The sequence below is a fragment of the Paenibacillus ferrarius genome (assembly GCF_002027705.1).
GTDB lineage: Bacteria > Bacillota > Bacilli > Paenibacillales > NBRC-103111 > Paenibacillus_E > Paenibacillus_E ferrarius.
Genome location: NZ_MBTG01000001.1, coordinates 397,667 through 422,367, shown reverse-complemented (window position 1 = coordinate 422,367; position 24,701 = coordinate 397,667). Strand labels below are relative to the sequence as shown.

At 43.2% G+C, this 24,701-nt stretch carries 18 protein-coding genes and 1 pseudogene; 2 read left to right on the top strand and 17 right to left on the bottom strand.

Annotated features, from left to right (window positions below; translation table 11 throughout):
* Positions 1-161 precede the first annotated feature (161 nt).
* Together BC351_RS42865 and BC351_RS02445 are read right to left on the bottom strand one after the other, a co-directional pair.
* The gene (locus tag BC351_RS42865; RefSeq protein ID WP_079409111.1) at positions 162-596 is read right to left on the bottom strand and encodes a hypothetical protein; all 435 of its coding nucleotides are present in this window, start codon (positions 594-596) and stop codon (positions 162-164) included.
* Between the two features lie 115 nt (positions 597-711).
* Positions 712-2,139: an aminotransferase-like domain-containing protein gene (locus tag BC351_RS02445; RefSeq protein ID WP_079409110.1), complete on the bottom strand. Its 1,428-nt coding sequence runs from the start codon at positions 2,137-2,139 to the stop codon at positions 712-714.
* Between the two features lie 67 nt (positions 2,140-2,206).
* Between BC351_RS02445 and BC351_RS02440 the strand changes: the two genes are divergently transcribed.
* Positions 2,207-3,130 (top strand): DMT family transporter, encoded by a 924-nt coding sequence (locus tag BC351_RS02440; protein ID WP_079409109.1) that lies wholly within the window; start codon positions 2,207-2,209, stop codon positions 3,128-3,130.
* A 13-nt stretch (positions 3,131-3,143) separates the two neighbouring features.
* Here the strand turns inward: BC351_RS02440 and BC351_RS02435 are convergent, their stop codons facing one another.
* The 7 genes and pseudogenes from BC351_RS02435 to BC351_RS02410 form a co-directional block, all read right to left on the bottom strand.
* Positions 3,144-3,512: a response regulator gene (locus BC351_RS02435; RefSeq protein ID WP_079409108.1), complete on the bottom strand. Its 369-nt coding sequence runs from the start codon at positions 3,510-3,512 to the stop codon at positions 3,144-3,146.
* A gap of 245 nt (positions 3,513-3,757) precedes the next feature.
* Positions 3,758-4,972, bottom strand: a complete 1,215-nt coding sequence (locus BC351_RS02430) for a macrolide family glycosyltransferase (RefSeq protein WP_079409107.1) — start codon at positions 4,970-4,972, stop codon at positions 3,758-3,760.
* Positions 4,973-4,993: 21 nt separating this feature from the next.
* Positions 4,994-5,455 carry a hypothetical protein gene (locus tag BC351_RS02425; RefSeq protein ID WP_079409106.1) on the bottom strand — a complete coding sequence of 154 codons (462 nt, stop codon included), beginning with the start codon at positions 5,453-5,455 and terminating at the stop codon, positions 4,994-4,996.
* 67 nt (positions 5,456-5,522) lie between these two features.
* Positions 5,523-6,320, bottom strand: coding sequence for a DUF817 domain-containing protein (locus BC351_RS02420; RefSeq protein ID WP_079409105.1), 798 nt, complete (start codon positions 6,318-6,320; stop codon positions 5,523-5,525).
* Positions 6,321-6,545: 225 nt separating this feature from the next.
* Positions 6,546-7,208, bottom strand: coding sequence for a discoidin domain-containing protein (locus BC351_RS43165; protein ID WP_244208867.1), 663 nt, complete (start codon positions 7,206-7,208; stop codon positions 6,546-6,548).
* Between the two features lie 51 nt (positions 7,209-7,259).
* Positions 7,260-8,432, bottom strand: a pseudogene (locus BC351_RS43160) (family 8 glycosyl hydrolase); the annotation flags it as partial.
* 411 nt (positions 8,433-8,843) lie between these two features.
* Entirely contained in the window at positions 8,844-11,405 is a 2,562-nt protein-coding gene (locus tag BC351_RS02410; RefSeq protein WP_144028241.1) for a metallophosphoesterase, read from the bottom strand.
* A 262-nt stretch (positions 11,406-11,667) separates the two neighbouring features.
* Here BC351_RS02410 and BC351_RS02405 point away from each other — a divergent pair, with 262 nt between their 5' ends.
* On the top strand, positions 11,668-12,510 hold the full coding sequence (locus tag BC351_RS02405; RefSeq protein WP_079409102.1) for an AraC family transcriptional regulator: 843 nt from the start codon (positions 11,668-11,670) through the stop codon (positions 12,508-12,510).
* Between the two features lie 84 nt (positions 12,511-12,594).
* On the opposite strand, the gene BC351_RS02400 is transcribed toward BC351_RS02405, so the two are convergent.
* The 8 genes from BC351_RS02400 to BC351_RS02360 all read right to left on the bottom strand — a co-directional run bounded on the left by BC351_RS02400 (position 12,595) and on the right by BC351_RS02360 (position 24,603).
* Entirely contained in the window at positions 12,595-13,905 is a 1,311-nt protein-coding gene (locus BC351_RS02400; protein WP_079409101.1) for an ABC transporter substrate-binding protein, read from the bottom strand.
* A 26-nt stretch (positions 13,906-13,931) separates the two neighbouring features.
* The gene (locus BC351_RS02395; protein WP_341865966.1) at positions 13,932-15,062 is read right to left on the bottom strand and encodes an efflux RND transporter periplasmic adaptor subunit; all 1,131 of its coding nucleotides are present in this window, start codon (positions 15,060-15,062) and stop codon (positions 13,932-13,934) included.
* A gap of 17 nt (positions 15,063-15,079) precedes the next feature.
* A complete protein-coding gene (locus BC351_RS02390; RefSeq protein WP_167388001.1) occupies positions 15,080-15,910 on the bottom strand; it encodes a carbohydrate ABC transporter permease in 831 nt (276 codons plus the stop codon).
* 55 nt (positions 15,911-15,965) lie between these two features.
* A complete protein-coding gene (locus tag BC351_RS02385) occupies positions 15,966-16,877 on the bottom strand; it encodes a carbohydrate ABC transporter permease (RefSeq protein ID WP_208629544.1) in 912 nt (303 codons plus the stop codon).
* Positions 16,874-17,974 (bottom strand): sensor histidine kinase, encoded by a 1,101-nt coding sequence (locus tag BC351_RS02380; protein WP_079409098.1) that lies wholly within the window; start codon positions 17,972-17,974, stop codon positions 16,874-16,876. The genes BC351_RS02385 and BC351_RS02380 overlap by 4 nt, the downstream gene beginning before the upstream one ends.
* Positions 17,967-18,662: a response regulator transcription factor gene (locus BC351_RS02375; RefSeq protein ID WP_079409097.1), complete on the bottom strand. Its 696-nt coding sequence runs from the start codon at positions 18,660-18,662 to the stop codon at positions 17,967-17,969. Before BC351_RS02375 ends, BC351_RS02380 begins: the two co-directional genes overlap by 8 nt.
* A gap of 26 nt (positions 18,663-18,688) precedes the next feature.
* The gene (locus BC351_RS02370; protein WP_079409096.1) at positions 18,689-19,546 is read right to left on the bottom strand and encodes a M15 family metallopeptidase; all 858 of its coding nucleotides are present in this window, start codon (positions 19,544-19,546) and stop codon (positions 18,689-18,691) included.
* A gap of 560 nt (positions 19,547-20,106) precedes the next feature.
* A complete protein-coding gene (locus BC351_RS02360; RefSeq protein WP_158081957.1) occupies positions 20,107-24,603 on the bottom strand; it encodes an RCC1 domain-containing protein in 4,497 nt (1,498 codons plus the stop codon).
* Between the last annotated feature and the right edge of the window lie 98 nt (positions 24,604-24,701).

The following is a 24,701-nucleotide window of genomic DNA, read 5'->3' as shown; positions in this document are numbered from 1 at the left end:
TAGTGAAAAAAGTCCACAACAAGGAATCGTTTTTGTCCATTGAATTCATCGTGAAAGCGCTCTATAATAGTTCGAACACAATTGTAAGCAGCATGAAAATGCTGCCCTTTCGTACGAAAAGGCTACCGATGACCGGCAGCCTTGAATTGTCGTTTATTCAGCTAAAGTTTAATTTTCTTCCTTATTAAATAACCACTAATAAACACTAAGAGCACCGCGAGAACATATGGAAAAAAGTCTATCCCAGTATACCTGTCCCCTGCATATTCACCGCCATAAGTTGCTTTAATATACAAACCCTTATCATCTTTAATCGCAATTGCTTCATTTACCTCAACGCCAATAATTTCATAATATCCAGTTCCCTTTGCATATCGATTGGAAAAGTTTCCGGAATACGTACCTTCTCGATCGGAATATTTTGTAACCTTGCCTATTCTCAAACCAATTTGTTTTGGAGCTAAATGTTCTTCGGATATAATGAATATTTTTCCGTCATTGACAACAAACATATTTGCCCAATCTGCTGAAACACTACCGACAAATACACTTGAAGAAATTAAAAAAGCAAAAAGCAGGCTTAATTTAAGTCGCATCTTACCCCCTACATAATTCCATTATTTGTATAACTGTTAGACGATTTTAATTATAAATGGTTGCACTATTTTTCTGTCCCTTAGCAGAATCTTCTAGACCGCCTCTATGGTATGGTTAACTATAGCGATCAGCAACGGTTACAAGGTTTTTGACACCTTGCTGCAATTGCTTCTCATTGATAAAGGAATAACTCAAGCGAATCTGAGAACGCATTTTCCTTAGCGGATCGCAAATGATACCTGGGACGAAGGAGATAGATTGCTGCATGCATTCTTTCAAAAACTGTTCAACAGGAATAGCTTCCGGTAATTTTATCCATAAATTAAGTCCTCCTCTTGGGCTGACCCAATTCCAACCGGTAGGAGTCAACTCCTTCTCCATAATATCCCTTCTGACTTGGAGAGCAATACGCAGCTTCTCTATGTGTTGCTGCAATCGCTCCGATTGAAAATAGTGGAGAAAGATTTTCTGATTGACTAACGGTGATCCATTGTCTGCTAGCGATTTTGCAGTAAACAGCAGTTTCATTACAGTTGGACTCGCTATAATAGCACAAATCCGCAAGCCTGGCGCCACATATTTACTGAAACTGCGGAGATAAACGACCCATCCCTCAGTATCATAAGTAAACAAAGGCTGTGGAGGCGGTCCATCAAAATGCATGTCGTGAAATGCATCGTCTTCAATTAACAAGCACCGGTACCGTTCTGCCAATTCAACAAGTTGCTTTCGTTGGGATGAGGGAACTGTATACCCCGTCGGATTATGAAAGGTGGGGTTCATATAGAAAAATCGCGGTTTATACTGCTTCATTAACCTCTCGACATTCGCTATATCATAGCCATAGTGGTGAATGTCGACAGGAATAAACCGTGCTCGCTGTTGGCGAAAAATATCAATCGCTGCACTATACGTCGGACGCTCTATCATAACAGCATCCATCGGGCTAATGAATATCCGTGATAATAAATCAATGGCCTGCTGCGCTCCAGTTGTAATCATGATATCGCTTGCCTGGAGCTGAGTATGGTGATTCTGCATCATATAGCGGCTAAGAACTTCGCGAAGCTCCTCGTCCCCTTGAACGGTAGAGTATGTGCCCATTAATTTGGGATACAGGTCAAACACTTTCTTTACATAGTCAGAAAGGAAAAGATTCGGAAGCAAATTAGGATCGATCAGTGCTTGGGAGAACTGATAGGCTGCGGATACTCGTTGTATGTCAGATAAGGAGTTTATTAGCTTCCCGGAGGCTACAATCGGTTGATCCTCCCCATACTCCAATACAACTCGATCAGGATCATTCGGATTTACATAATAACCGGATTTCTCCTTCACATAGACCTTCTCGTTGTGTTTCAGCATCTGATATGCCCGAAATACCGTTAGTCGGTGTACGCCTAGCTCCTCGGCAAGTTGACGAATGGAAGGCAGCTTCTCATGTGCCTTCCATTCTCCATGCTCAATGCGATGGATAACGTGATCATACACTTGTTTGAACAGCCGTTTTCCGTCATCTGCCGCCATTCCCTTTTCATTCATCTGTTCTACTCCCTTCATCTGTTCTGTTATCTATCTAGTATGATACTAACTATGAGGGGGAACATCCATGATTATTTTTAATTACTTAGTCGTATGTCTGATTTTTGCCACAACCTTTTTGGCGATTAAAATCGGTGTTGATGCATCCGCACCACCTTTTTTTTCTGCGGGGGTTCGTTTTTTTGTCGCTGGTTTGATTTTATTATGTTGGATGGCAGGTAGGCGGAAAGCCAGCTTCTCTATGCTATTCCGCAAAGAAATGTTTTTTACAGGACTCGGGATGACGTTTGCTACTTTTTCCACCTTATACTGGGCGGAGCAATATGTCTCCTCTGGCATCGCTGCCGTACTGTCAGCTACGGGGCCGATCATGATACTCTTTATACAGACCTTTGTGATGCGGCAAAAGACGACACCTACAACCATATTAGGTTGTATAATCGGATTTTGTGGAGTTGTCTTATTGCTTCTTCCGAACCTTACAGTAACATCTAATCTATGGTGGCTGATCGGCAGCATGGCCATATTAATCGGGGAGTTCTGCTATTGTTCATCTGCCTTGTACTCCAAAAGAGTCATTCAACGCTTCTCGCAGGAATCGCCCATCGCGCTAAATGCCGCCCAAATGATCTATGGGGGCCTACTTCTTCTTGTGTTGTCTTCATTCACAGAACACGTTCACATCATGTCGTTATTAACAATTAAAGTAACCGGATCTCTTCTTTACTTAATCGTTATTGGCTCTATGGTTGGACATAGTCTATTCTATTGGCTTGTGGCTAAGACGAATCCTTTCTTTCCATCAACTTGGCTCTATATATCGCCGCCAATTGCAGTTATCGTTGGTATGCTATTTTATAGGGAGACAACCACTTGGGTTACTGCAGCGGGTGTATTGACGATTATCGCCGGAACCGTAATTGCAAATTGGAATAGCTTGAAGGAATTGACTTTGAACTCAAAGACAAGAACAAACTCATCTAAAGTTTGAAACGAAGTGGTGTTTACTTTTTGACTACATTTACAGCCTTCACAATCATTTTGACTATAGTTTCTTGATCCACTGGTTTGACGATAACTCCAAATACATTTTTTATATGTTTGATAACATTTAATCCAACATGTCCCGTTGTTATGATAATTAACGTTTCAGGATAATTATAAGAAACCCACAACAAAAAAAGGAGACCATTTTCATTATGTCTCTCAATATCAGAAATAATTAAATGGGGGCGCTTTTCAATAGTAATTTTTTCAGCTGCTAATGAGTCTGATGCTTCAAAAATTTCCTTGATTCCATAGGAACACCAATTAACTAACAACTTAATTGCCTCACGAGAGTGTTGTTCGTTATCAATGATTAATATCTTCATTATGGACAACTCCCTCTTTATTATTGAGGACTATGCTTACTATTATAAGCGATGATAAAATGTAGTCGGTATACAATATTGACATATTAAGGGTGTTGTATTGGCTAATTTCAGAAGTATTACCTTATCCTATTCTGCCGTTATTTCAATAAATAAAGCAGGTCGCCGCGGCGCCTGCTTCAGTCAAATGTCTAGAGCTACTTTTTTAAATATAATCCGGGCCGCTTGGGGCAGCACTATTGTTTTCAATGCTTGTACTTCGGATTTTGTTTTGTAAATTCCAAAATCTCATCAACAGCTTGATGATACCCACCTGATTTTCGCAAGGATTCCCTACTATTCGCAACAGCATTCTTGAAAGATGAGGAGCTTAACACATGATCTGAGGCTTCACGTAGTTGATTGGCAGTCAAGCTTTCCATTTGTAATTTAATGCCTGCTCCGATATTGGCGACTTGGCCGGCTATGATCGGCTGATCCGCGCTTTGTGGGATTACAATTAGCGGTACCCCGTAGTAGAGGCCTTCCTGAGTACTGTTCATTCCACCATGTGTAATAAATAATTTAGCGAAATGCAGGACATCCGTTTGTGGAACATAATTTTTTACGATGAAGTTTTTAGGGATTTCCCCTAGATCAGAAATTTGGGTTCTATTCCCAACAGACATGACAATGGCATGATCCGTATTCCCAAATGCCTCAAAACAAAGCTTATAGAAATCAATTGCTTGGTTAAAGACAGTACCCAGTGAAATGTAAATCGGGCTTTTCTCCTTGATGGCAGAAAGGTCGAAGTTTTCTTGCGTTACTCGTGAAGAGATTGATGGGCCTACAAATTTGTAAGTTTGGTCGAATGCTTCTCCCTTAGGTTGGAACTCCCTAGTTGTATAAACGAGTGTAAGTGGTGCAGGATTACAAAACACTTCGTAAGGGGAATGGATCTCCACACCATATTTGCCCTTCACCATAACCGTCAGGCTTTGAAATTTATCGTATATAGGTTTAACGATTTCTGCAGGAATTTTTAGAGAAAGCTGTTCCAACATTTGATCGAATGATTCTTTGGTCTGAGCAAAAGAAGTACAGGAATTGATCGCGGGAAGCTTAAGAATTTGCGCAAGTAAATGTCCACAACCAAACATGGAATCATGAATGATGTAATCAAAATGCTCATCATCTTTGATCTGTTCAAGAACGCTTGGTATGACGATATCTGCCGTAAGCAAAAGACCGTTGATTCTTTCGAGTAAATAATCTCTTCCACCTGAGATAAAGGCTTTAATAAATTTGTGATCGTCAAATGTCCGTACGGAAGCTCCCGTCTTCTCTATACGCTCCCGGAATGCTTCAATACAAAAGTACACGACCTCCTCTCCACGTGAAATAAGTTCTTGCACAACTCCAATCGTAGGATTAATATGTCCTTCTGATCCACCATTAATAAATAAAACGCGCGCCATTGCTACCACTCCTGCCCAATTTTATATCCATCTAAGAAAAGATTTGTTTACTATCTCCACATTGTTTTTTTGTGCCCAATTACTTATATCCGCAATGCCTATTTCTTCTTCTTTTGAAAATCTAAAACACATATTGCTTGGGACAATACTTCTCCCATATGGCTTTATTCCAATAATAGATTTAAAGTATCCCATCTTCATTATTACCTTAATTTTCTTCGCTTGAATGGTACGCCCGTTTAAAATAATATTTTCATTATATAGGGTTAACTCTGCCGGTTTCTTAAAGGTTCTGTGCAATGACAATAACAAAGTAACTAAACACAATAGTAATACCGCTACCGACACGGAGAGTAGAATTACGCTCTCTTTATTATGTAATAAGTTAATTGTATTATTTAACGAAACTAAAATCATTATAATCATGAACGAAATGATTTTTATGCCAGAAGGATTTTTAACTACATGTTTAATAACTCTCAATTGGGGTTCCCCCTTTCAGCTGCCGGAGCCTTTTGTTAAATTATACGTTATTTACTCTTCCAAATCATTACATTTGTGTAATTTTACCAGTATGCGTATCCCTTGTTCGATTAGCTTTAACATATTTAAGTTGAGCAACGATGATGACGCTAATGATTACCAGAAGGAACCATGAGCTGATCTTGCTGAAACTAACGAGCCGCCAAGCTTCGTGCTGATTAGGGTATTGCCAGGCATCAAAGAAAGTGGCTATATTTTCTGCTAACCAAATGACAAAGCCTACAATGAAAAAAGCGAGAGTTAAGGGCATACGATAAGTTGTAGTCCGTACCCGGTATAGGATCCATGTTTTCCAGAAGACAATAAACACAAGTGCTGTTAACCACCAACGAAAATCGGGAATATAATGATGCGTAAAAAAGTTGAGATAGATGGCTCCTCCTAGCAGCACCGAAGCTCTGAGCCCAGGCCAGCCAGTCATGTCCATCCGCAGTCTCCGCCACACCTGGCACATAAAACTTGCTACACTTGCATACATAAATCCGCTATAAAGCGGAACACCGAGCAATTTCGTATACCCAGGTTCCGGATATGACCACGATCCCATCCATACTTTATACATCTCCAACAGCAAGCCAATGATGTGAAAAATACAGATGACTTTGATTTCATCACGTGTCTCTAATCCGCTGCGGAACATGAAGTATTGCACGCCAAGCAGGATGAGTAGAATGGCATCATATCGATGAATGAAAGGTACCTCTATTACACTCGAGAGAGCTAAAGTTCCAAATATCGCGACAGGAAAAATGCAGCTCATCGCCTGATGATAGCCAAAATGCAGTAGTTGAATGAGTGGTTTCAATGAATCTGATCTCCTTCTCAATTAATCGTACGACTCGGCAATTGAAACTTGCTCTTTTGTCTTAATCAAGAATAAAGGCGAAGTCCCGATTAAAAAAGAGAATTTTTTTCGTTTCATATTTCTTGTTTTCAAATAACCCGATCATTCCTTGAGTGAACAGCAAAAAACGCACTCGATCAGATCAGATCTGATCGAGTACGCTTTTTGTTTTGAAATATTTCTGACTTAGGAATCTGTCCCATATACTTCAAATTCATACAACGAATATCCGTAGGAAGTCCCTCTAGCTGTAGCATACAGTCTTACGTATCTGGCATTCTGAGGGGCAATTGAAATATCGTCAATCGCACCATTCCCCGTAGTTGTCGAAAAAACATCGGTCCAATTCGTAGGAGTTCCGCTATCTGTAGATACTTGAATCTTGTAGCTCTTCCCATAAGCAGCTTCCCAAGATAGTTTCACTTGGCTAATCTTCTTCACAGAACCAAGATCCACATAGATCCACTGAGGATCAACCCCTTCGACACTCGCCCATCTGGTTGTTGCGTTGCCATCGAAGGCTTTTGCCGCAGCATAGCTCGCTGATTCATTTGAACTCGATACACCTGTCTTGTTCAGAGCTAGATTCGATGGCGGTGTCGTTCCGCTGTTGGTAGTAGCAGTTGCTGTATTGCTTGCCCCGGAAAGATTGCCTGCTGCATCAATAGCTTTGACCGTATAGCTGTATGAGGTGGAAGCAGTGAGTCCAGTATCACTGTAAGAAGTAGTTGTTGAAGTTCCAACTTGTGTGCCTGCACGATAAATTTGATATCCGGTAACGCCAACATTGTCAGTTGAAGCTGACCAAGTTAAATTAATTTGGCTGCTGGATGAAGCGGCTGCTGTCAAGTTCGCTGGTGCTGTAGGCGCTTGCGTATCGGGAGTTGTTCCTCCAGCTGCTGGCTTCCACCAGTTGCCCGAGATGAAAAGCATGTTCAACATCGTAAAGCTATCGTCGTAATAGCCAGTTTTATGGCTTTTCATAAAGTCCCAGCCGTCATTAATCCATGCTTGATTGCTGCTGTTCGATACGGCTGCTGCAATGAATGGCGAGACGAAAACACCTGCAGGTCCACTAGCGGAACCTGTCACCGTTCCATCCAACTTATAGCCATCTTTCACATTGTTTGGATTGTTGCTTGTTTTCCCTTTAATCCAAGTAGCAATTTTGTCAACAATCGTTTTGCCTCTCGCATCTCCATATAACGCATAGTCCATAACAATTCTTGTAGGAACACGAGCCGCATTATAATTGTATTCGTTGGTTTCTGGAAACTCATTTAAATAATTTTTCGGCGCTGGTTGGGGAGGATTGCCAACGACAAAGTCAGAAATCAGCCCCGTGTTTGGCGAGTAAGAAGCACTGAATGAAGTATAAACCGAATAAAGATTATTAATAACATCTAGCCAAACTTGATCACCGGTAACATCGTAAAAGGCTCTTAAATGACTGAGCATCCAATCCGAAGGTCTCGTATTCAAGACGTTTTTGCCATCCCAGTCGCCAAGGTTTAGTCGTTTGTTGTCCGTAACATTGCTGGCTTTGATCCCACTTGTAATCATCTTTTTGGCTTCTGCCAAATAATTGATCGTACCTGCGGACCCCCATTGATAATGGGCTAGAATCAGGGAATAAGCAATGTCGATGTCCCCATCGGTTGCCGAGTCAAAATGCCCTTGAGCGCCTGCGGCATCCGCTACCACCCAACCCATCAAGTTCGCATTTTGAGAGCTTTTATAAGCTCTGGCTGTTTTATAAAGACCGTCGTAGATCGTTTTGGCATTCGCATCATAACCTGCCATTAACGCAGTTATCACCATGCCGTACCCTTGACCTTCGGAGGAGCCGAGTGGTTTATACCCATCTGCGCTTCCCGTTATATCCCCTTTCACATAGTACCCGCCTGGCAAGGAGGACAAGTTGTTTTTCAAATAGCTGGCCTTCCACGAATTATAATAAGTAGCGACATCTGTATTCAATTGGGCTTGTGTGACATGATTAGGTTTTGTAATGCCAGGATAACTTACTTGCTGTGGAAAAGGTTTTTGCTCACCAGCCGCAGCCGCTTTTTGCTCTAATGCAGGTGAAAGCAACGGTGCCGAAATAAAAGTGAAGCAAAGCACAGCAATAGAGCACAATTTCAACGTGCTTTTAGCGGGTTTTACCTTGGTCATATTCATGTTAATACCTCCAATTGATTATTTTTCTCCCTACGATTCGAATCATTCAGAAATGATGCGGTGTCACTGTCCCCCCTTTCATGCCATTCGCAAATTAAAGCGATTAAACTTTTAGGATAAAAGTGACTATTTTAAAGCGCATTCAATGCTGCGGAGACTTCCTTCCAAGGGGTACTCCGCAGCGCTGAAACACTGTTATCCATTGCGTTCAAGCAGCTTTGGCCTAATCATATAATGATTGACAACTCATGCCCATTAATAATCTCGACTAAAATATGGACTATTTCTACTTTTCAGATGGTATCACGGAAATCCTGCTTCAGTTCCCAGCGAATTATTCCTTGTGCCAACTGCCTTAATAACAAAATTATAAGATTTGGCAGGATCTATCCCATTAACCGTAAAACTGTAGCTGTTCTGTCCACTTACGGCTGGCACATAGACACTCCAATTGGTGCTGACTTTCTCGTTTTTCTCATAAATGCGGTAGCCTCTCACCGGTTCTGTGCTGCTTGCAGGAGCATTCCACGTAATGGCGGCACGGTTGCCAGACTGTCTTACCGCAGCTGAATTGACTACTGGATTAGGTTTTCCATCCGACCGTTTGATACTGTAAGCATCGTAAACAGCGAGAGGTTGATCTTTAACTGCCGTATATGAGGTAAACTTCAATACATCGCTTGTTATGGAAACATCCACAAACATTTTCTTGTTTGGCTGAAGGTTTTTTGCTGCAAAGAACGTATCTGCATTGGGATTCAGCGTATAGAATTTAGAAGCGGCTGAGTTGCCCATCAAATATACCGATCCTTGAGGATTCACTGCATTGCCCTGCTCATCTATAATGACATTATTAACCTTAGCGTTATTCAGCATTTGGTAAGATCTCATATACATATGGTCATGTCCTTCAAATACCATATCTACGCCAAGCTCATCAAAAACGGGAATCAAATATTTACGGTAAAATTTAACCCGTTCGTTTTCTGCCGATGCATTGTCCCCAGAAGAATAAGCGCCCTTATGCATGGAGACGAACTTCCATTTCTTATCAGACTTCGCCACTTGGTTCCGCATCCACTCCAATTGCTTAGTGAATTGAGCATCTGCTTGGTAGGGATTAACCTGGCCTTCATATTGAGCATCCATTTGCATAAAGAGCGCATCTCCATATTCAAACGCATACACCGCTCCATCATGTGCACCCGTTCCAACATCTTTTGGCAAATTAAAGTGGTAGAAGAAGTTATTATTCGGATAATCCTCTACCTCGTGATTGCCAAGAACCGGAGCAAAGGGCACGTTGGCAAATTCCTTTTTGGGTGCGCCTAAGAACCATTGCCAGAGCTGCTCCAAATCACCGTCGTCCGTCAAGTCTCCTGTGAGAAGCATGAACTTAGGATCACCGGCTTTCTCAATCGCTCGCTTGAACGTATCCTGCCACAAATCGAAATTCGACTTGGTTGAACCTTGCGAGTCTGTCGCATAGAGGAAATGAAAGTTCTGATTCGTTGCTGTGTCCGTTGTAAATGAACCCAACTCGCTCCATCCATCCGCATCGCCGTTGCCAACCCGGTAAGTATACTTGGTTCCAGGTTTGAGCCCGCTTGCAATCGCTTTGTGGCTGGCGAATTTTTTATAATTTTTGGAGCTTCTATCGCTTGACGTCATTAACGTATCAATGACAGTTGCACTGCCTGCGAACGAAACAGCCTGTTGTTCAGGGAATTGGTTGTCAATGACCTGCGTGGATTCAACAACTTGGACGGTAGTACCTTTAACCGTTTCCACCGTATACCAGTCGAAAGCCATGCTTGTCTTTGGGTCCCCATTAAATGTCATATTAAGCAGCGTAGGTGTTTTAGCTCCCGTATCGGGAGATTTCGTCTTGAAGCTCCAAACAATATCATTGCTCGGTGTCAAACCGTCTGCTGCTCCTTTAATGAGTGCTTTAGGGAGGGTCACCTTGTAGGTTTTGCCAGCAGCCAAGCTTGGATGACTGATTTTCACTGTATCTTGGCCAAGAAGTGAGGCGGAAACACCGCTAAGCGGCACATTATTATCTGTGATTGCAGCCTGATAAGTGGTGTCCAGCTGAATCAATTTGTTGAATTTAACGGTAATGTCGGTCGTGAGAGAGATATCTACAGCCCCAGAAGCAGGAATTTTGCTTACGTCAAGCGTAGGCGTGCTGCCTGGATCCCCGCCACTATGTGTTCCGGTTATACTGACATCTTTAATCCGGCTGGATCCCGTGCTTTGCACCGTTCCTCCGCTTACGCTTGTGGTGGAATTAACGACCCACCGAATGTAGAGCACATCTTGGTTGTTAGCTCCTGAAGGCAAAGGAAGATTTGTCAATTTGCAGGAATTGTTAGAGCAGTTGAAATTATTTTGCGTTAGAACTAGGGCTCCGCCCGGAATATCTAACCAATTTTGTTGATTTGTGCTGTATTGCACATTAAAATTTTTGGGGCCTGTACTAGATGAGGTTTGTTGGGAGGAGAGCAGAATATTTTCGTAGCCTTTTGTGGAAACGGTTGCTTGCCAATATTTGGTGCCTATTCCGCTATTCCAGCCTTGGTTGCGTACGCTGTTTTCGCCGGACTCGTAAGCGTACTCGTTCGTATTTGTACCTACGTCGCGTAAGGATGAAGTCGTCTGGAAAACACCGCCAGTAGCAGGAAATACGCCATTTGTACCCTTGTTATTGAATATCCACTGCGCAATCGTTTCTTGAGCTGCATACGCGTTCTCAGCTTTCGAGACAAGACCTATCATATCCATGGCAAGCAGCAAACAAATAAGCGCGACACGGGTAATAGAGGACCATCTGATCTTGAGATACGGTTGGTTGCTAGGCATTCGTCCATCCCTCTCTTCATTCTTCATTTGAGTTTCCAATCATCGTCGCTGTAAACCTGTCCGTAAAACCTATTCAGCTTGCAATATCTTCATATCGAATTATTAAATGCCCCCTTTCTTTGCTATCCGTTAGCAAATACACTTAGAGTATATCCCAGAACATTTGGCCGAACAGCACATATATTCTTGCGAACATTAATTTTTTATACAAATATTGCTTTTAATTGAATTTTAAGTCTACAATTCTCTTAGGAGGTGCTTTATGAATCCCGTATATTATGAATCTACTTCTTTCGAGATCAGTCGCAAGAAACAGATGTATACCAGCATGCCTTCGAGACATTACCATGATGCCTATGAGATTTTGTATTTAGTATCCGGGGATTTTTATTATGTTATCGGTGAGAGAACTTATCAAGTTGTGGCGGGAACTCTATTGTTTATGAATATTTACGAAATCCATAAGTTAGTAAATTCTAACAACAATACCTATGAACGAGTCACGTTACTATTCAAAAAAGAGTTTCTACAGCATTTCTGCACCGACGGTCAATGTGAGAAACTGCTTGAGCTTTTCACAAGTGATTACCATGCCTTGAAGACGATTGGGAAGGATCAGCTCTTCATTGAACAGCTTTTTCAGAAGATGATTCATGAGGGGAAGAAGCAAGCTCGCGGATATGAACAGTATCAGCACCTCTTGTTGGTGGAATTACTTCTCTATCTGAATCGCAAAATATTCGACAGTGACGAAACTAGGGTGGTGATTGAATCCAACCGAACGCACAAGAAAGTGCTGGATATCGTTAGTTATGTAAACGTTCATTATATGGAGCCACTTAAGCTCTGTGATATTTCACAGCAATTTGACATAAGCTCTTCCTACCTTTGCCGAACCTTCAAAGATGCAATCGGTTTTACACTCATTGAATATATCAACAACATTCGAATCAAAGAAGCACGTGAGCTGCTTGTTAGCTCTTCCTATAATATTACGGAAATCGCAGGCATGGTCGGATTTGATCATGCTTCGCATTTCGGACGGACGTTCAAATTAATAACGGGCATCTCGCCTCTAAGCTACCGCAAACAATCTAAATTGTAAGACAGACCTTCTTCTGGTTCCCTAATTGGGGTACAACTTGAAAAAAGCAGCGCAAGAGGTGCGCTGCTTCAGTTTCTATGTTTGCTATTCGTTTAAGAGAGTGGTCACCTTGTTCTGGATCAGCTTGGCTACTTCCTCCGCAGACTTTTGTCCGCTAAAGAAGGAAGCCGACTCTTCTCCTATCATGGAAATCACTTTACCGTCTGCATCCGAATAGTTATTCGCTGTATGAATGAACTCTTTGAACTTCGTAAATTCTTCATCTGACACTTTGGGTGCTTTTCCGTCAGGAAGCATATACTTTCCGCTTTTAACTTGTTTCTGAATGTCATTCAACTGCTTCTCATTCACTGATTTAAGCATTGAAAATCCATGTCTTCCTTGCAGGGATTGTCCTTCTTCGGATAGGAAGAAGGCAATCACCTTCCAAGCCTCCTCTTTCACCGTAGATTTAGCTTGAATGGCGAAACGGGAATCCGTGATAATCCTCGCACGAGTTGTTTGTTCTGGTTTTTGCAGCAGTTTCGGATTTGCAAAGATTTGATGCAGACCATTAATAAAGTTCTCTGGTGATTGCAGAATAGTAGAATAGAACATTTGTTTGCCTATATCCGCCGGTTCTGAAGTCATGACTTTGTCATCGTACATTTTCTTAATTTGCTGCATCACGCCCACGAACGAGGGAGAATCAAACTTTGCCTTTTTCGTTGAATGATCAACGTACTCTGAATATTTATCCACGATCAATTCTTGCAGAAGGAGCTCAGGAGGATCATTCGCTAAAGCGTACCGGCGTTCCTTACTGCTTTCCCCCAGTTTCTTCGAGATCTTTGCAAATTCCGTCCAGGTCCAATTCTTATCGTTGACAGTTGCGTTCTTAAGGATGTCCCCGTCGCCTACGAAAGCACGCAGGGAGAACCCGATAGGCATCGCGTACAAACCGCCACTCTGCTTCAATGCCTCCAGAATGTTCGTTTGCAAATCGTTTTTATTCAATGTTTTGTCATTCGCCATCGTCTCATCCATGTTCAGAAGAAGCTTTTTGCTCACATAATCGTCGATAGGCAAACTGCTTATTTCGAAGATATCCGGGCCTTTCCCTGCAAGCAAGGCTGTATTCGTCGTTTTTTTGTATTTCTCATAATCCTCTGAAATCTGAATTTGCAGATCGATATCCGGATACTTTTCTTCAAACTTTTTCTCTAATGTCTGGTAAAATAGGCTCGATTCCTGCATCGTTGAAGGCCATAGCTGCATCGCTAAAGTAACGACCTTTTTCCCCTCTTTGGTTGCCGGTTTCTCCGTATTTGCCAATTTCTCGCTGCCTCCAGAACTGCATGCGGTCATTGACGTTGCTAAAATACCAATTGAAATCATATACATCCACTTTTTCATCGAATAAATGCCTCCTTGAGTTATATCTATTGCAAGCGTACACGGTTGCCGTCTTGTAAAGGTTCACTGCTTTCCATAATCATCAGGTCATCCTTATAGAGGCTATCCGCTTGAATCATTGTTTCTTTGCCATTCGCTTCACTGGACTGAATTCGGACTTTACGAGCAACAAAGACATTGCCTAAAGCCCCCCTCTGCTCGTCTATTTTATAAACAAACATGCCGTCACGGTCTTGATGAATCGCCTCATTGGAGATGACAAGCCCCTCTTGGTGTGAGCGTTTCTCCCATTTGATCTCTGCTTTCTCACCCCCTTTCAGCTCAGAATCATTGACCTTTATACGCAGAACCTTCTGCGAAATCGTTGGAGAGAGCTCAGCTCCTTCACCAGATGAGCTCTCGGTGCGAGGTTGTAAATTTGCCACTTCATCAATCGTGCCATCGATCATACGCATTTGTTGTTCTTGGTCTTTATCTGCTGCTGTATGTACCTTGACCTCTATCTTTTCTCCGCTCGAAATCCCTAAGCTGGCAATTAACTTTGAATTGGAAGGAATATCCAATCGATACCCTAAGCTGCTATTCGAGATAAGAACATCCGGTTCTCTGGCTGACGTTACGCCTTCAATCGCATTCACTTTGTTAATAATGCCATCGAACGGTGCCGTTATTTCCTGCTGCCTAGTCAGTCGATCCTTTAACTCGTTGATTTTTCGTTCCTGCGTGCCTAGATCAAGTTTACGCGTTTGGATATTGCGTCTTGCATCCCGAATCTTAAGTTCATCCCCTTGCGCGGTCGACTGGATGAACTGATCTTGAACAATTTCCAACTCAATCTTCTGCTTCTCTAAGTTCGTTATTTCATCTTCTAATTCTCGTTCGGCCGTTTTGCTATCATAAACGATTAGCTTTTGCCCCTTCTTCACACGATCACCTTCTTTCACAAGAATCTGGAGAACCTTCCAGCCTGCTGGGTTCGATAATCTCGCTTCGGCGATCGGATACAGATTGCCATGGCCTTCAATCGTAAATAAAAGACTGCCGCCAGCCGCTTTTTCTGTTCGCACTTTCGGCAAAGTCAATGACTGCAGCGTGTTGCTGAACAGCGTAAAAAATAATAACAATCCTATAAAAACAATGAATACGATTTGCTTCAAAAACCTCAACTCCACCATCACCCCTTAATGCCAGACAATTGAACGCCTTCTATGAAATACTTTTCTGCATACAGAAACAACAGTACCATCGGAGCCATGTAGAGCATGGATGCAGCGAATGCAATCCCCGTCTCCCCATTTATCCTGGATAAATAAACCGACAATGGCTGCTTGAAGGGATCGTCCAGAAAAATAAGCGGCTGCTCCACCATGTTCCAATAATCGACGAACAAGAGAATAACAAGTGCAGCCATACCCGGTTTAATCATTGGCAAGATAATCTTGTAGAAAATTCGCAAATGTCCTGCTCCATCCAGCTTAGCCGCTTCGATATAGGCATATGGAATATCCAGCATGAACTGTCTGAGCATGAACACACCAAAAGCTGCGAAGATGCCAGGCAAGATAATCGCACTCGTACTATTCAGCAGCCCAAGCTTATCCACCATCATGTAATTCGGCACTAACGTCACTTGGAATGGCATGAGCATTGTCATGACATAGACAAGAAACAAATGGTCCCGGCCACGAAATTGCAGCTTGGAGAACGCGTATGCAGCAAGCGCTGCTACGAGGGTTTGTCCTGCGATGATCGGCACCACCATAAATACCGAATTCCAGAACATCGCCAGATACCTCGGACTGCCTATGAGCACCTTGCCGTACTGCTCCAAGGTCACTTGATCCGGCACGATTTTTAAATTTACAAAGGGATTTGGCCTTCCTTCAGCCGCTTTGTTCATCTGGCCTATCGGTCCATAATTGATACCAATTTCTTGTTCTGTCATGAACGAATTTGTGAAAGTAATCACAATGGGCATTAATAACAGGACTGCTATAGCGCCCATGACCACCGTTAACACACTTTTTTGCAATAATTTAGCAACTGACACAGCCTTCCCCCTATTCCATGAACTGCCGATATCGGCGTTCAAGCGCAAACAATCCCATGACGATCAGAAGAATACAGCCGGCCATCAAGGTCGCCGCGGCAGTCAGCTTCTGAATATTAAGCGACGTGAACATATTGTTCATATAGTGCTGCATCATGTATATACGGTCATGCGGATAATCGCCTGCGATCAAATACGTTTCCCGAAATACTTTAAACGAATTAATAATCGACATGATAACAACAAAAAACAGTGTAGATGTTAAATAGACAAGTGTAATGCGGCCAAACTGCCATAAACGCCCTGCCCCTTCAATTTTCGCGGTTTCGTAATAATCCTTCGGGATTTGCTGCAGACCTGCCAAGAATAAAATCACGTTATAGCCGATGTTCTTCCATAAATAAACGATGATGATGACATTTCGAGCCGCATCGGTCTTCATCCAATCCACACGTTCGAATCCAAAGCCGCTTAGCCAAGCATTCAAGGAGCCGTTCCAATCGAACAACATCTGCCAGATTAGAATGATCGAGGCGACGGGAACGACAAGCGGCAGCACATAAGCAGTTCGCAGCCATTTTCGCAGGTAAATTTGTTTACTCAACAGAATCGCCAAGCCTAGCGACAGGACAAGGATTAGCGGCACACTGATGACACTGAAATAGAACGTATTGGATGCCGCCTTTCGGAAGGATTGGCTCGCGAGCAGCTCGCGGTAATTAGCCAATCCGACGAAATGGCTGTCTACCGTGCTATCCATCAAAGAATAGAACACGCCAACGGCAAAAGGGATCAGATAAAATAGCCCAAATCCGAAAACGCTCGGCATGAGAAACATCAAAGCCGCGGATCCATCCTTTCGGGTCCATTTCTTTATCTGTTTCTTCACCCTAACGCCATGCCATAAATGCCACTTCTTCATTCTCCGCTTCCTCCTTGCCGAAGACGCACTTCAAAAAGCGTGCAAATGACAGTGCTCTTGGCCGTAATTGTGCCTTGATGCTGCACGACAATGTTCTTTGCAATGGACAAGCCCAGGCCCGTGCTCCCTTCACGATGAGTCCTCGCCTGATCGCCGGTATAAAACATATCGAAGATATAGGGAAGCTCTTCCGGAGGTATGCAATACCCATAATTGACCACTTGAACAACTAGCTCTTCTTCGTCAGTTTGGCAATTAATATCAATAAACTGGCCTTCTTTTCCATAGCGCACCGCATTCGTCAGCAGATTTTCAAATACGCGCGCCAACAGATCACCGTCACCCCATACCGTCAAATGCGGAGTCACATTCAAACGGGATGTTACGTTATTTTTCTCAAAGGCAGGGTACAACTCCTCGTTAAGCTGGATGAGCAGTTCACTCAGATCGATTTGCTTTTTTTCAATGGTCAGCTTGCCATAATTCATTCGAGTGATTTCGAATAGCTCGTCAATGAGCTTTTCCAAACGTTGAGACTTGGCATAGGCAATGCTCGTATAGTGCTTGATTCGTTCTGCCGTTAATTGATCGTCTTGAAGAATGAAATCCAAATAACCTAAAACGGAAGTCAGCGGCGTACGCAGATCATGAGCTAAATTCAAGACCAATTGTTCCTTGCTGTTTTCTGCAAAATCTCCTCTCTCCAAGGCCTGCTGCAATTGCTCACTGGCCAAATTGATGTCTCTGGCAATATGCCCGAATTCATCTTTGGACGGAATATGTATACGACTGTTGAAGTCACCCTGCGCAAGCTGATTGATTCCACGGGATATTTCACTGAAATAAGCCGCATATCGGTTGGTGAGGAGAAAGAAAAACAAAAACGAGAGTGGTATGAAAATAAGCAAAAAGAAGTTAATGTCCCCAATATCTCTGATCAAATACCGGATTCTAGTCAATGGATTTTCGAACTTGGTCGTATAATAGTAGAACTGGAGCACTTTATAGAACATATAAGTAATGGCAGCGGAGAAAAGCATACTTAAACCAAAAAGTTGAATCATTTTGAATCGAAAGCTTTGGGTTATTTCAGCCATTGAATGTATACCCCACACCCCAAACGGTTTTGATCAATTTGGTTTGATGAATGTCTTCGCCAAGCTTCTTCCGCAAGGTGCGAATATGCACCATGACCGTATTGCTGCCTTCATAGTAGGTTTCGCCCCACACTTGCTGAAAAATGTTCTCAACGCTAAAAACTTTCTTCGGATAACTGGCCAGCAGGAAAAGAATATCAAACTCTTTTGGAGTTATTTCAATCGTTTCACCATATAGGCTAACCGTGCGTTGTTCAGGATAAATAAACATGCCACCTGCTTCCAAAACAGTTTTATTTGCGGCTGGAGGCTGATTCAACTGCTTCGAACGCCTCAGCTGAGCATTCACGCGAGCAACCAATTCCATCGGATTGAAAGGCTTGGTCATATAATCATCCGCTCCGCTTACTAAGCCTGTAATTTTATCAAGGTCAGTCCCTTTCGCACTTAGAAAAATGATAGGCAGATGGTACTGAGCCCGAATTTGCCTTGTTGCTTCAAAACCATTCAGTTTAGGCATCATAATATCCAAAATCGCCAAATCAATGGCATGACTCTGAATAGCAGCAATAGCTTCCAGCCCATCAGGTACTTTCAGACAACAGTAGCCCTCTTTCTCCAAATGCAATTCAATCAGATCGGCAATTTCTGGCTCATCATCTGCGATTAGAATTGTGATCGACTTCATTCGTTCCACCCCTGTATCACTTTTGTTTAATTAAACGCGGTTACAATGACACCGTCCACGTTGTTCCCTGATATCTGATAGCGGCCATTCGCTGGCACAGGGATCGTTTTGTTTTGGGCGACAGGATAGTAAGAAATCTCATAGGTTTGATGATCTACTACAGTCGTAAAGGTCTTCTTTTCTTTCAAAAAATCCAAATATTCCTCCAGAACAAAATTCTTTTCCTGCATAATTGCGCTGTGCGGCAAACCAACATAACGGAAATGCCATGGCTCAAACTGAATACCTGTAATTGCCGTTTTGTCAGCCGGATATCGTAAGATAAACCCGTAACGCCATGCATTTTTTATCAGCCATTTTCCTTCTGGAGCATGACTCATTTCTGATTGCGTAGATCCAATATCAAGCGATAGACCTAAGTTATGTTCACTATAGCCAGCTGGCAGTGCATATTTAGCCCCCATTTGTTGATAGAGCTTATTTTGTTCTTTATGATTCCGATAACCGCTGCTGATTAGAAATCGGCTAACCCCATCTTTTGCTGCGGCTCCAATCATTGTTGAGAATTTTTTCACCAAGTCCGGCGACAACTGTATCGTTTTATCCAGCACAATAAATCCGTTCAGCAGTTCCTTATGCTCAAGCAGAGTGACCGCTTCGGACACATCGCCGCCTGAGGGCACGGGATAATCCTTATTAACCAACAACAAATTGCCTTTATAAATCTGATCTTTTGTCACTTTAAGATCTTTCATTTGAAGAGTCATTTTGGGAGCTGGATTGGTTTCTTCCTGTGTTTTCTCGTTAACGGCTTTCCATTTATATTGAGCAACTCCATAGCCAGCCAGTACAAGAATAACAAGCACAAAAACCCACTTCTTCATTTTAGTGTCCTCCTAATCGTTCATTTACTCTAGGATAAGGACAACTATTTAAAAAGAAGTGGGGTTAAATATAAAATTTTTCTTAAACTCTGAGGGTATGCTTTCTATTGTGCGGGGTGGAATTTTATTGCTTATCCGTTTCGGAAACAGGTATTAATTCTTCTTCGCATTGGAATTTGTCCAATGAAATCAGCCATTATAGGCCCTATTGCAAGCTTCTACTGGAAATAATCCAATGAAATATTCATAAACCTCAAAAAAGCCTGCTTTTTAGATTATGCATTGGAGTTTATCCAATGAAACCTTCCTTCAAGCTCTTCAAACTAGATTGCATTGGAATTAATCCAATGCAACAAGCTTTTACCTTCGTCCTGCCATTGCTTATTGGATGTACGGCGCTTCTGGTAGGGGTGGCTGTTGTTTTTTCCAACTTGCAATTTGGGCTTACAAAGAAAGCAGACAGAGCGAAGGAGAGCCATTAATCCTTAAAAGAAATAGAAGGTTATTCTTCAAACAATGTTATGTTTGAAGAATAACCTTCTACCTATTGATTAATTCTATTATTTTTCAATCTCTTTGCCTTTGTCGTCCTTCACCCATTGATGCGCTTTGGCTGCTTCCTCGATTTCATAGAATGCCCAATCGCTGCTAGCCACATCCGTAAAACTTGGTGACTTGACGCCATACAGCGGCCCGCGATTGAACAGGCGATTTAATATTTTCACCGCTTCAGCGCGGGTAAGCTTTTGGTTCGGAGCGAAGGCATTGCCCTGATAACCTTCCATAATGCTATAACCGCGAACATGCATAATCGCTTGATATGCCCAATGCTTATCGGTAAGATCCGTGTAGATCGTGTCGTGATCTGGGCTGCCGCTCGCTTTGCCTTGCTTCGCCATCCAGCGATCCACAATGACAGCCATCTCCGCTCTTGTTATACCTTCCTCTGGGCCAAAGCGTTCATCTGTGTAGCCCTGCATTAAGCCATCCTGATTTACGATCTCCATGTCTTGGAATGCCCAATGCAACACATCGATATCCTTGAAGGACGAAGTTCCATTACCTTTGTACGCCGTTTCAAGGTTTCGTGCGAGCATTGCCGCCATTTGAGCCCTGGTTACGGTTTTCTCAGGACCGAAAGTGCCGTCAATAAACCCATTAATATACGGTTTATGCGTTCCTATGCCTTTCATATAGACCATGGAGAACGTACTGAATTTGTTAATGCTGAATCGGATGCCCTTCTCGCCTTGCTTGTACGCAACCAATTCGCCGCGAATCAGTTCTTTGGTGCCGTCGCTATGCTCAACGAAGATAACAAGATTATCCAAGATCGCTTGGCGCTCGGCTTCATTCTGCGGCAAGCTGTCCTTCAGCGGAAGAACAAGCGCCACGGGACGGCTTTGCATGTTAGTATCAATCGTCATCGGACGGCCTAAGAGTTTAATTTCTTGTCCCTTGGCAATTTCCCTTATCTGCTCTTCTTTCTTCGCCCGTTCCTCAACTAATTTCCGTTCGCTATCTTGCTTAATCGGTACAAGACGGAAGTAGAGGTCCTTATTGAAGTTATCCAAAGATTCTCTTGGAATCACGATACGGACATTGTTCGTGTAGATTTCGAAATTTGCTTGCCCAGCCACCAATGTACCTATTGCATTAACAGGAAGCTTCACATCAATCTGCGATACTTTGTCCTTTTCGTCGGGAATGACGATACGTGCGGTTTTATCCGTTTTATTCTTTAACTGATCAACCGCTTCTTTCGCACGCTCCGAGGTAAGGATGACTTCGTCTTTCACCATGCCGTTCGGCTCTGTTGTACGAGTGATCGGCGTTTTGGATATGACATCTCCTTCTCCTGCCCGTACATCCACCACGATCTCTTCTTTGGTTGATGTTGAAGGCGAACCTGTAGTTGGCGTTGAATCAGGATTCGAATGGGTAGGTGATTTTACCGTTTGAGTTACGTTGAACACAACATCGGTCATGTTCGTTGCTTTTACAGTAACCGTCGTCGTGTAGATCCCTGCTGCCAATCCATCTTTTGCTTTTATCGTAAAAGCCGTAGATGGCGTATCTTTATCCAACTTGGTCACTTGGGGTGCCGTAATTTCAAAGCTTCCTGCATTCGTTCCACTTATAGCTGCATATACATTCTCCAGGACGCCAGTTCCAGTACGAGTGATCGTAATCGACTTCGTCTCTTTACTGCCGCTCGGATAACCAGCAGTTAACTCCGTTAACGTCTGATTATTAATTGGTGCAATTGTATAGGTCGGTATTGGATCAGGATCCGATGATTTTTTTACCGTTTGCGTTACGTTAAACACAACATCGGTCATGTTCGTTGCTTTTACTGTAACCGTCGCCGTGTAGATCCCTGCTGCCAATCCATCTTTTACTTTTATTGAGAAAGCCGTAGATGGCGTATCATTATCCAGCTTGGTCACCTGAGGTGCCGTAATTTCAAAGCTTCCTGCATTCGTTCCACTTATAGCTGCATATACATTCTCCAGGACGCCAGTTCCAGTACGAGTGATCGCAATTGACTTCGTTTCCTGGGTGCCGCTCGCGTAACCAACAGTTAATTCCGATAACGTCTGATTACTAATTGGTGTAATTGAGTAGGTTTGGTCCTTCCATTTGGCATACAAGATCAGATTGGCCGTTACGGTATCTGCCTCGAAAACCCAAGGTACATTGTATCCTGAATCTGTATACCAACCAGCAAATGAATAGCCTTTTCTTGTCGGAGCATCTGGCGCTGTAATCTTTGTATTCTTCGTAATCTCGGATAGAGGTACTACCTCACTACCCCCTTGCGAATCAAAGGTTACGGTGAAAGTTGATCCTGCAACAACTTCTGCATAATTTTTACCAACGTTCTTACCATTTCCTAATTGCCCAGCCTCATTAGTACCCCAGGCGATGATCGAGCCGTCCTTCTTCATTGCAAGGGAATGCCCCGTATTATCCCCCCCTGCGGATATGGCAACAGCATTGCGAAAGATGTTCCCGTCTTGATTGAGCACGTTGACAGGTACAGAACTATTCACGTTGCTTAGATTGCCCACCTGACCATTCTCATTATTTCCCCAAGCCCAGACTGTACCATCTTGCTTTAAAGCGAGTGTATGCATAGAGCCTGCATCAATCGCTATTATATCCGTAAGTCCGCTTACTTGTGTGAGTGGATAATGAATTGTACCATTGTCGACTACGCCAATTCCCAATGCCCCTGCAGTGCCGTTGTATCCCCACACCCATACCTTTCCGGTATCGTCTAAAGCAACTGTAAATTTCAGACCAGCTGCAGCAGCCACAGCTTTAAAGTCCGAACCATCACTGTGAGTTACTTTCACGGGCAAATATGTATTCGCACTGTCACCTTGGGAACCCCACATCCAAAGCGTACCATTCAAATCAATGGCTAATGTTTGGTTGTATCCAGCAAATATGGATTTGGCGATTAACGGGGTTGTTCCATCTGCTAGCATGACCTGTTTAGGTTGAGCCGCTCGAACCTCTAGGTTTCCAAGTCCTAATTGACCCTCTCCATTGGATCCCCACGTCCATACAGTGCCGTCTCCCTTCAGAGCTGCAGTATGAGACGTACCTGCTGCAATTGCAGTTACATCAGCTATATTGTCTACCCTGTAAGGTTTGTTTCGACTTGATCCCGCACTTCCCAATTGACCGTCTGTGTTACTCCCCCAGGTCCATACATGCTTATCGGGATCTAATGCTGCAGTGTGAGAGCCTCCTGCGGCAACTTGGACTGCGATGAAACCAGTCCCGTCCTCTTTCATTACTTGCACAGGAGTTTTGCGATTGGTTTCAAACCCAGCATCTCCGAGTCCAAGTTGACCACTACTATTCGCTCCCCACGTCCATACTTTGCCATCTGTTTGAATAGCGACGGAATGAAAGCCGCCTGCTGAGAGGGGCATATATTTGGCTAGTTTCTGGATACGATGATTGTTGTAATCGGCGACATACACATTGCCCATGTGGTCGATTGCAACACCCGTTGGATAATCAAACTCACCGAGGTCGCTTCCGTAACCATTATCGGGAACATCTGGACCGTCGTAGTCTTTGCTCCACTTGCTCCATTTATTTGTTGCTATCAATAGCTTCTGGATGCGATGGTTGTTGCTATCCGCTACATATAAATTCCCTTGCTTATCTACCGCAACGCCGTAGGGTTCGTCAAACTCACCAAGGCCGCTGCCTGGTCCGCCTCCGTTTTTCTTGAACTCGCTCCATGTAGGTGTATATAAAATAGCTGCATTCCCGTTTTCATCGTTTATTACACTTTTTTCTATCGTTGCCTTCTGAATGCGATGGTTTTCATAATCCGCGACATATACAATTCCTTTGCTGTCCACGGCCACACCGGTTAGCTGCTTAAACTCACCGAGTTTGTTTCCTGTCGATTGACCGCTTTTCCCCCATGCAGTCCACTTCCCTGTGGCTGCATCGAGCATCTGGAGGCGCTGATTCGTCGTATCGGCCACATACACATTGCCATCATGATCAACCGCCACGCCGGTTGGAAGGTGAAACTCACCAGGGTTTGTTCCCCAACCGTAATCCAGAACATTGGGACCGTTGTAGTTTTTGCCCCACTTGCTCCAAGTTCCTGTGATGGCATCCCGCTTTTGGATGCGATGGTTAAGTTTATCGGCCACATATATATTGTCATTACTGTCTACAGCGATGCCGGATGGACTATTAAACTCTCCAAGACCACTTCCTGCTGCTACGCCTCCCTTGCCCCACGCACTCCAAACGCCAGTAGATACATCGAGCTTCTGGATGCGATTGTTATCGTAATCGGCGACATATACATTGCCTTGGCTATCTGTTGCCACACCGAGCGGGTACCCAAACTCCCCCAACCCACTGCCATGTTCTGATCCGATCTTACCGTATTGACTCCACCCGTTAGCTGCATGTACAGAATTTGCAAATAGGGTCGTTGAGATCATGAAGATGACCATGCACCATGCGAACATTTTTCCTGCAAGCTGATTCCTACGTCTCCAATTCATTCCTATAATTTCCTCCTTAGTAAGCATTACATATCATCCTAGCAAAGCTCTCTCACAAAATTCTCACAAGAATTCTGTTTATATGATTTGGAGGTAAT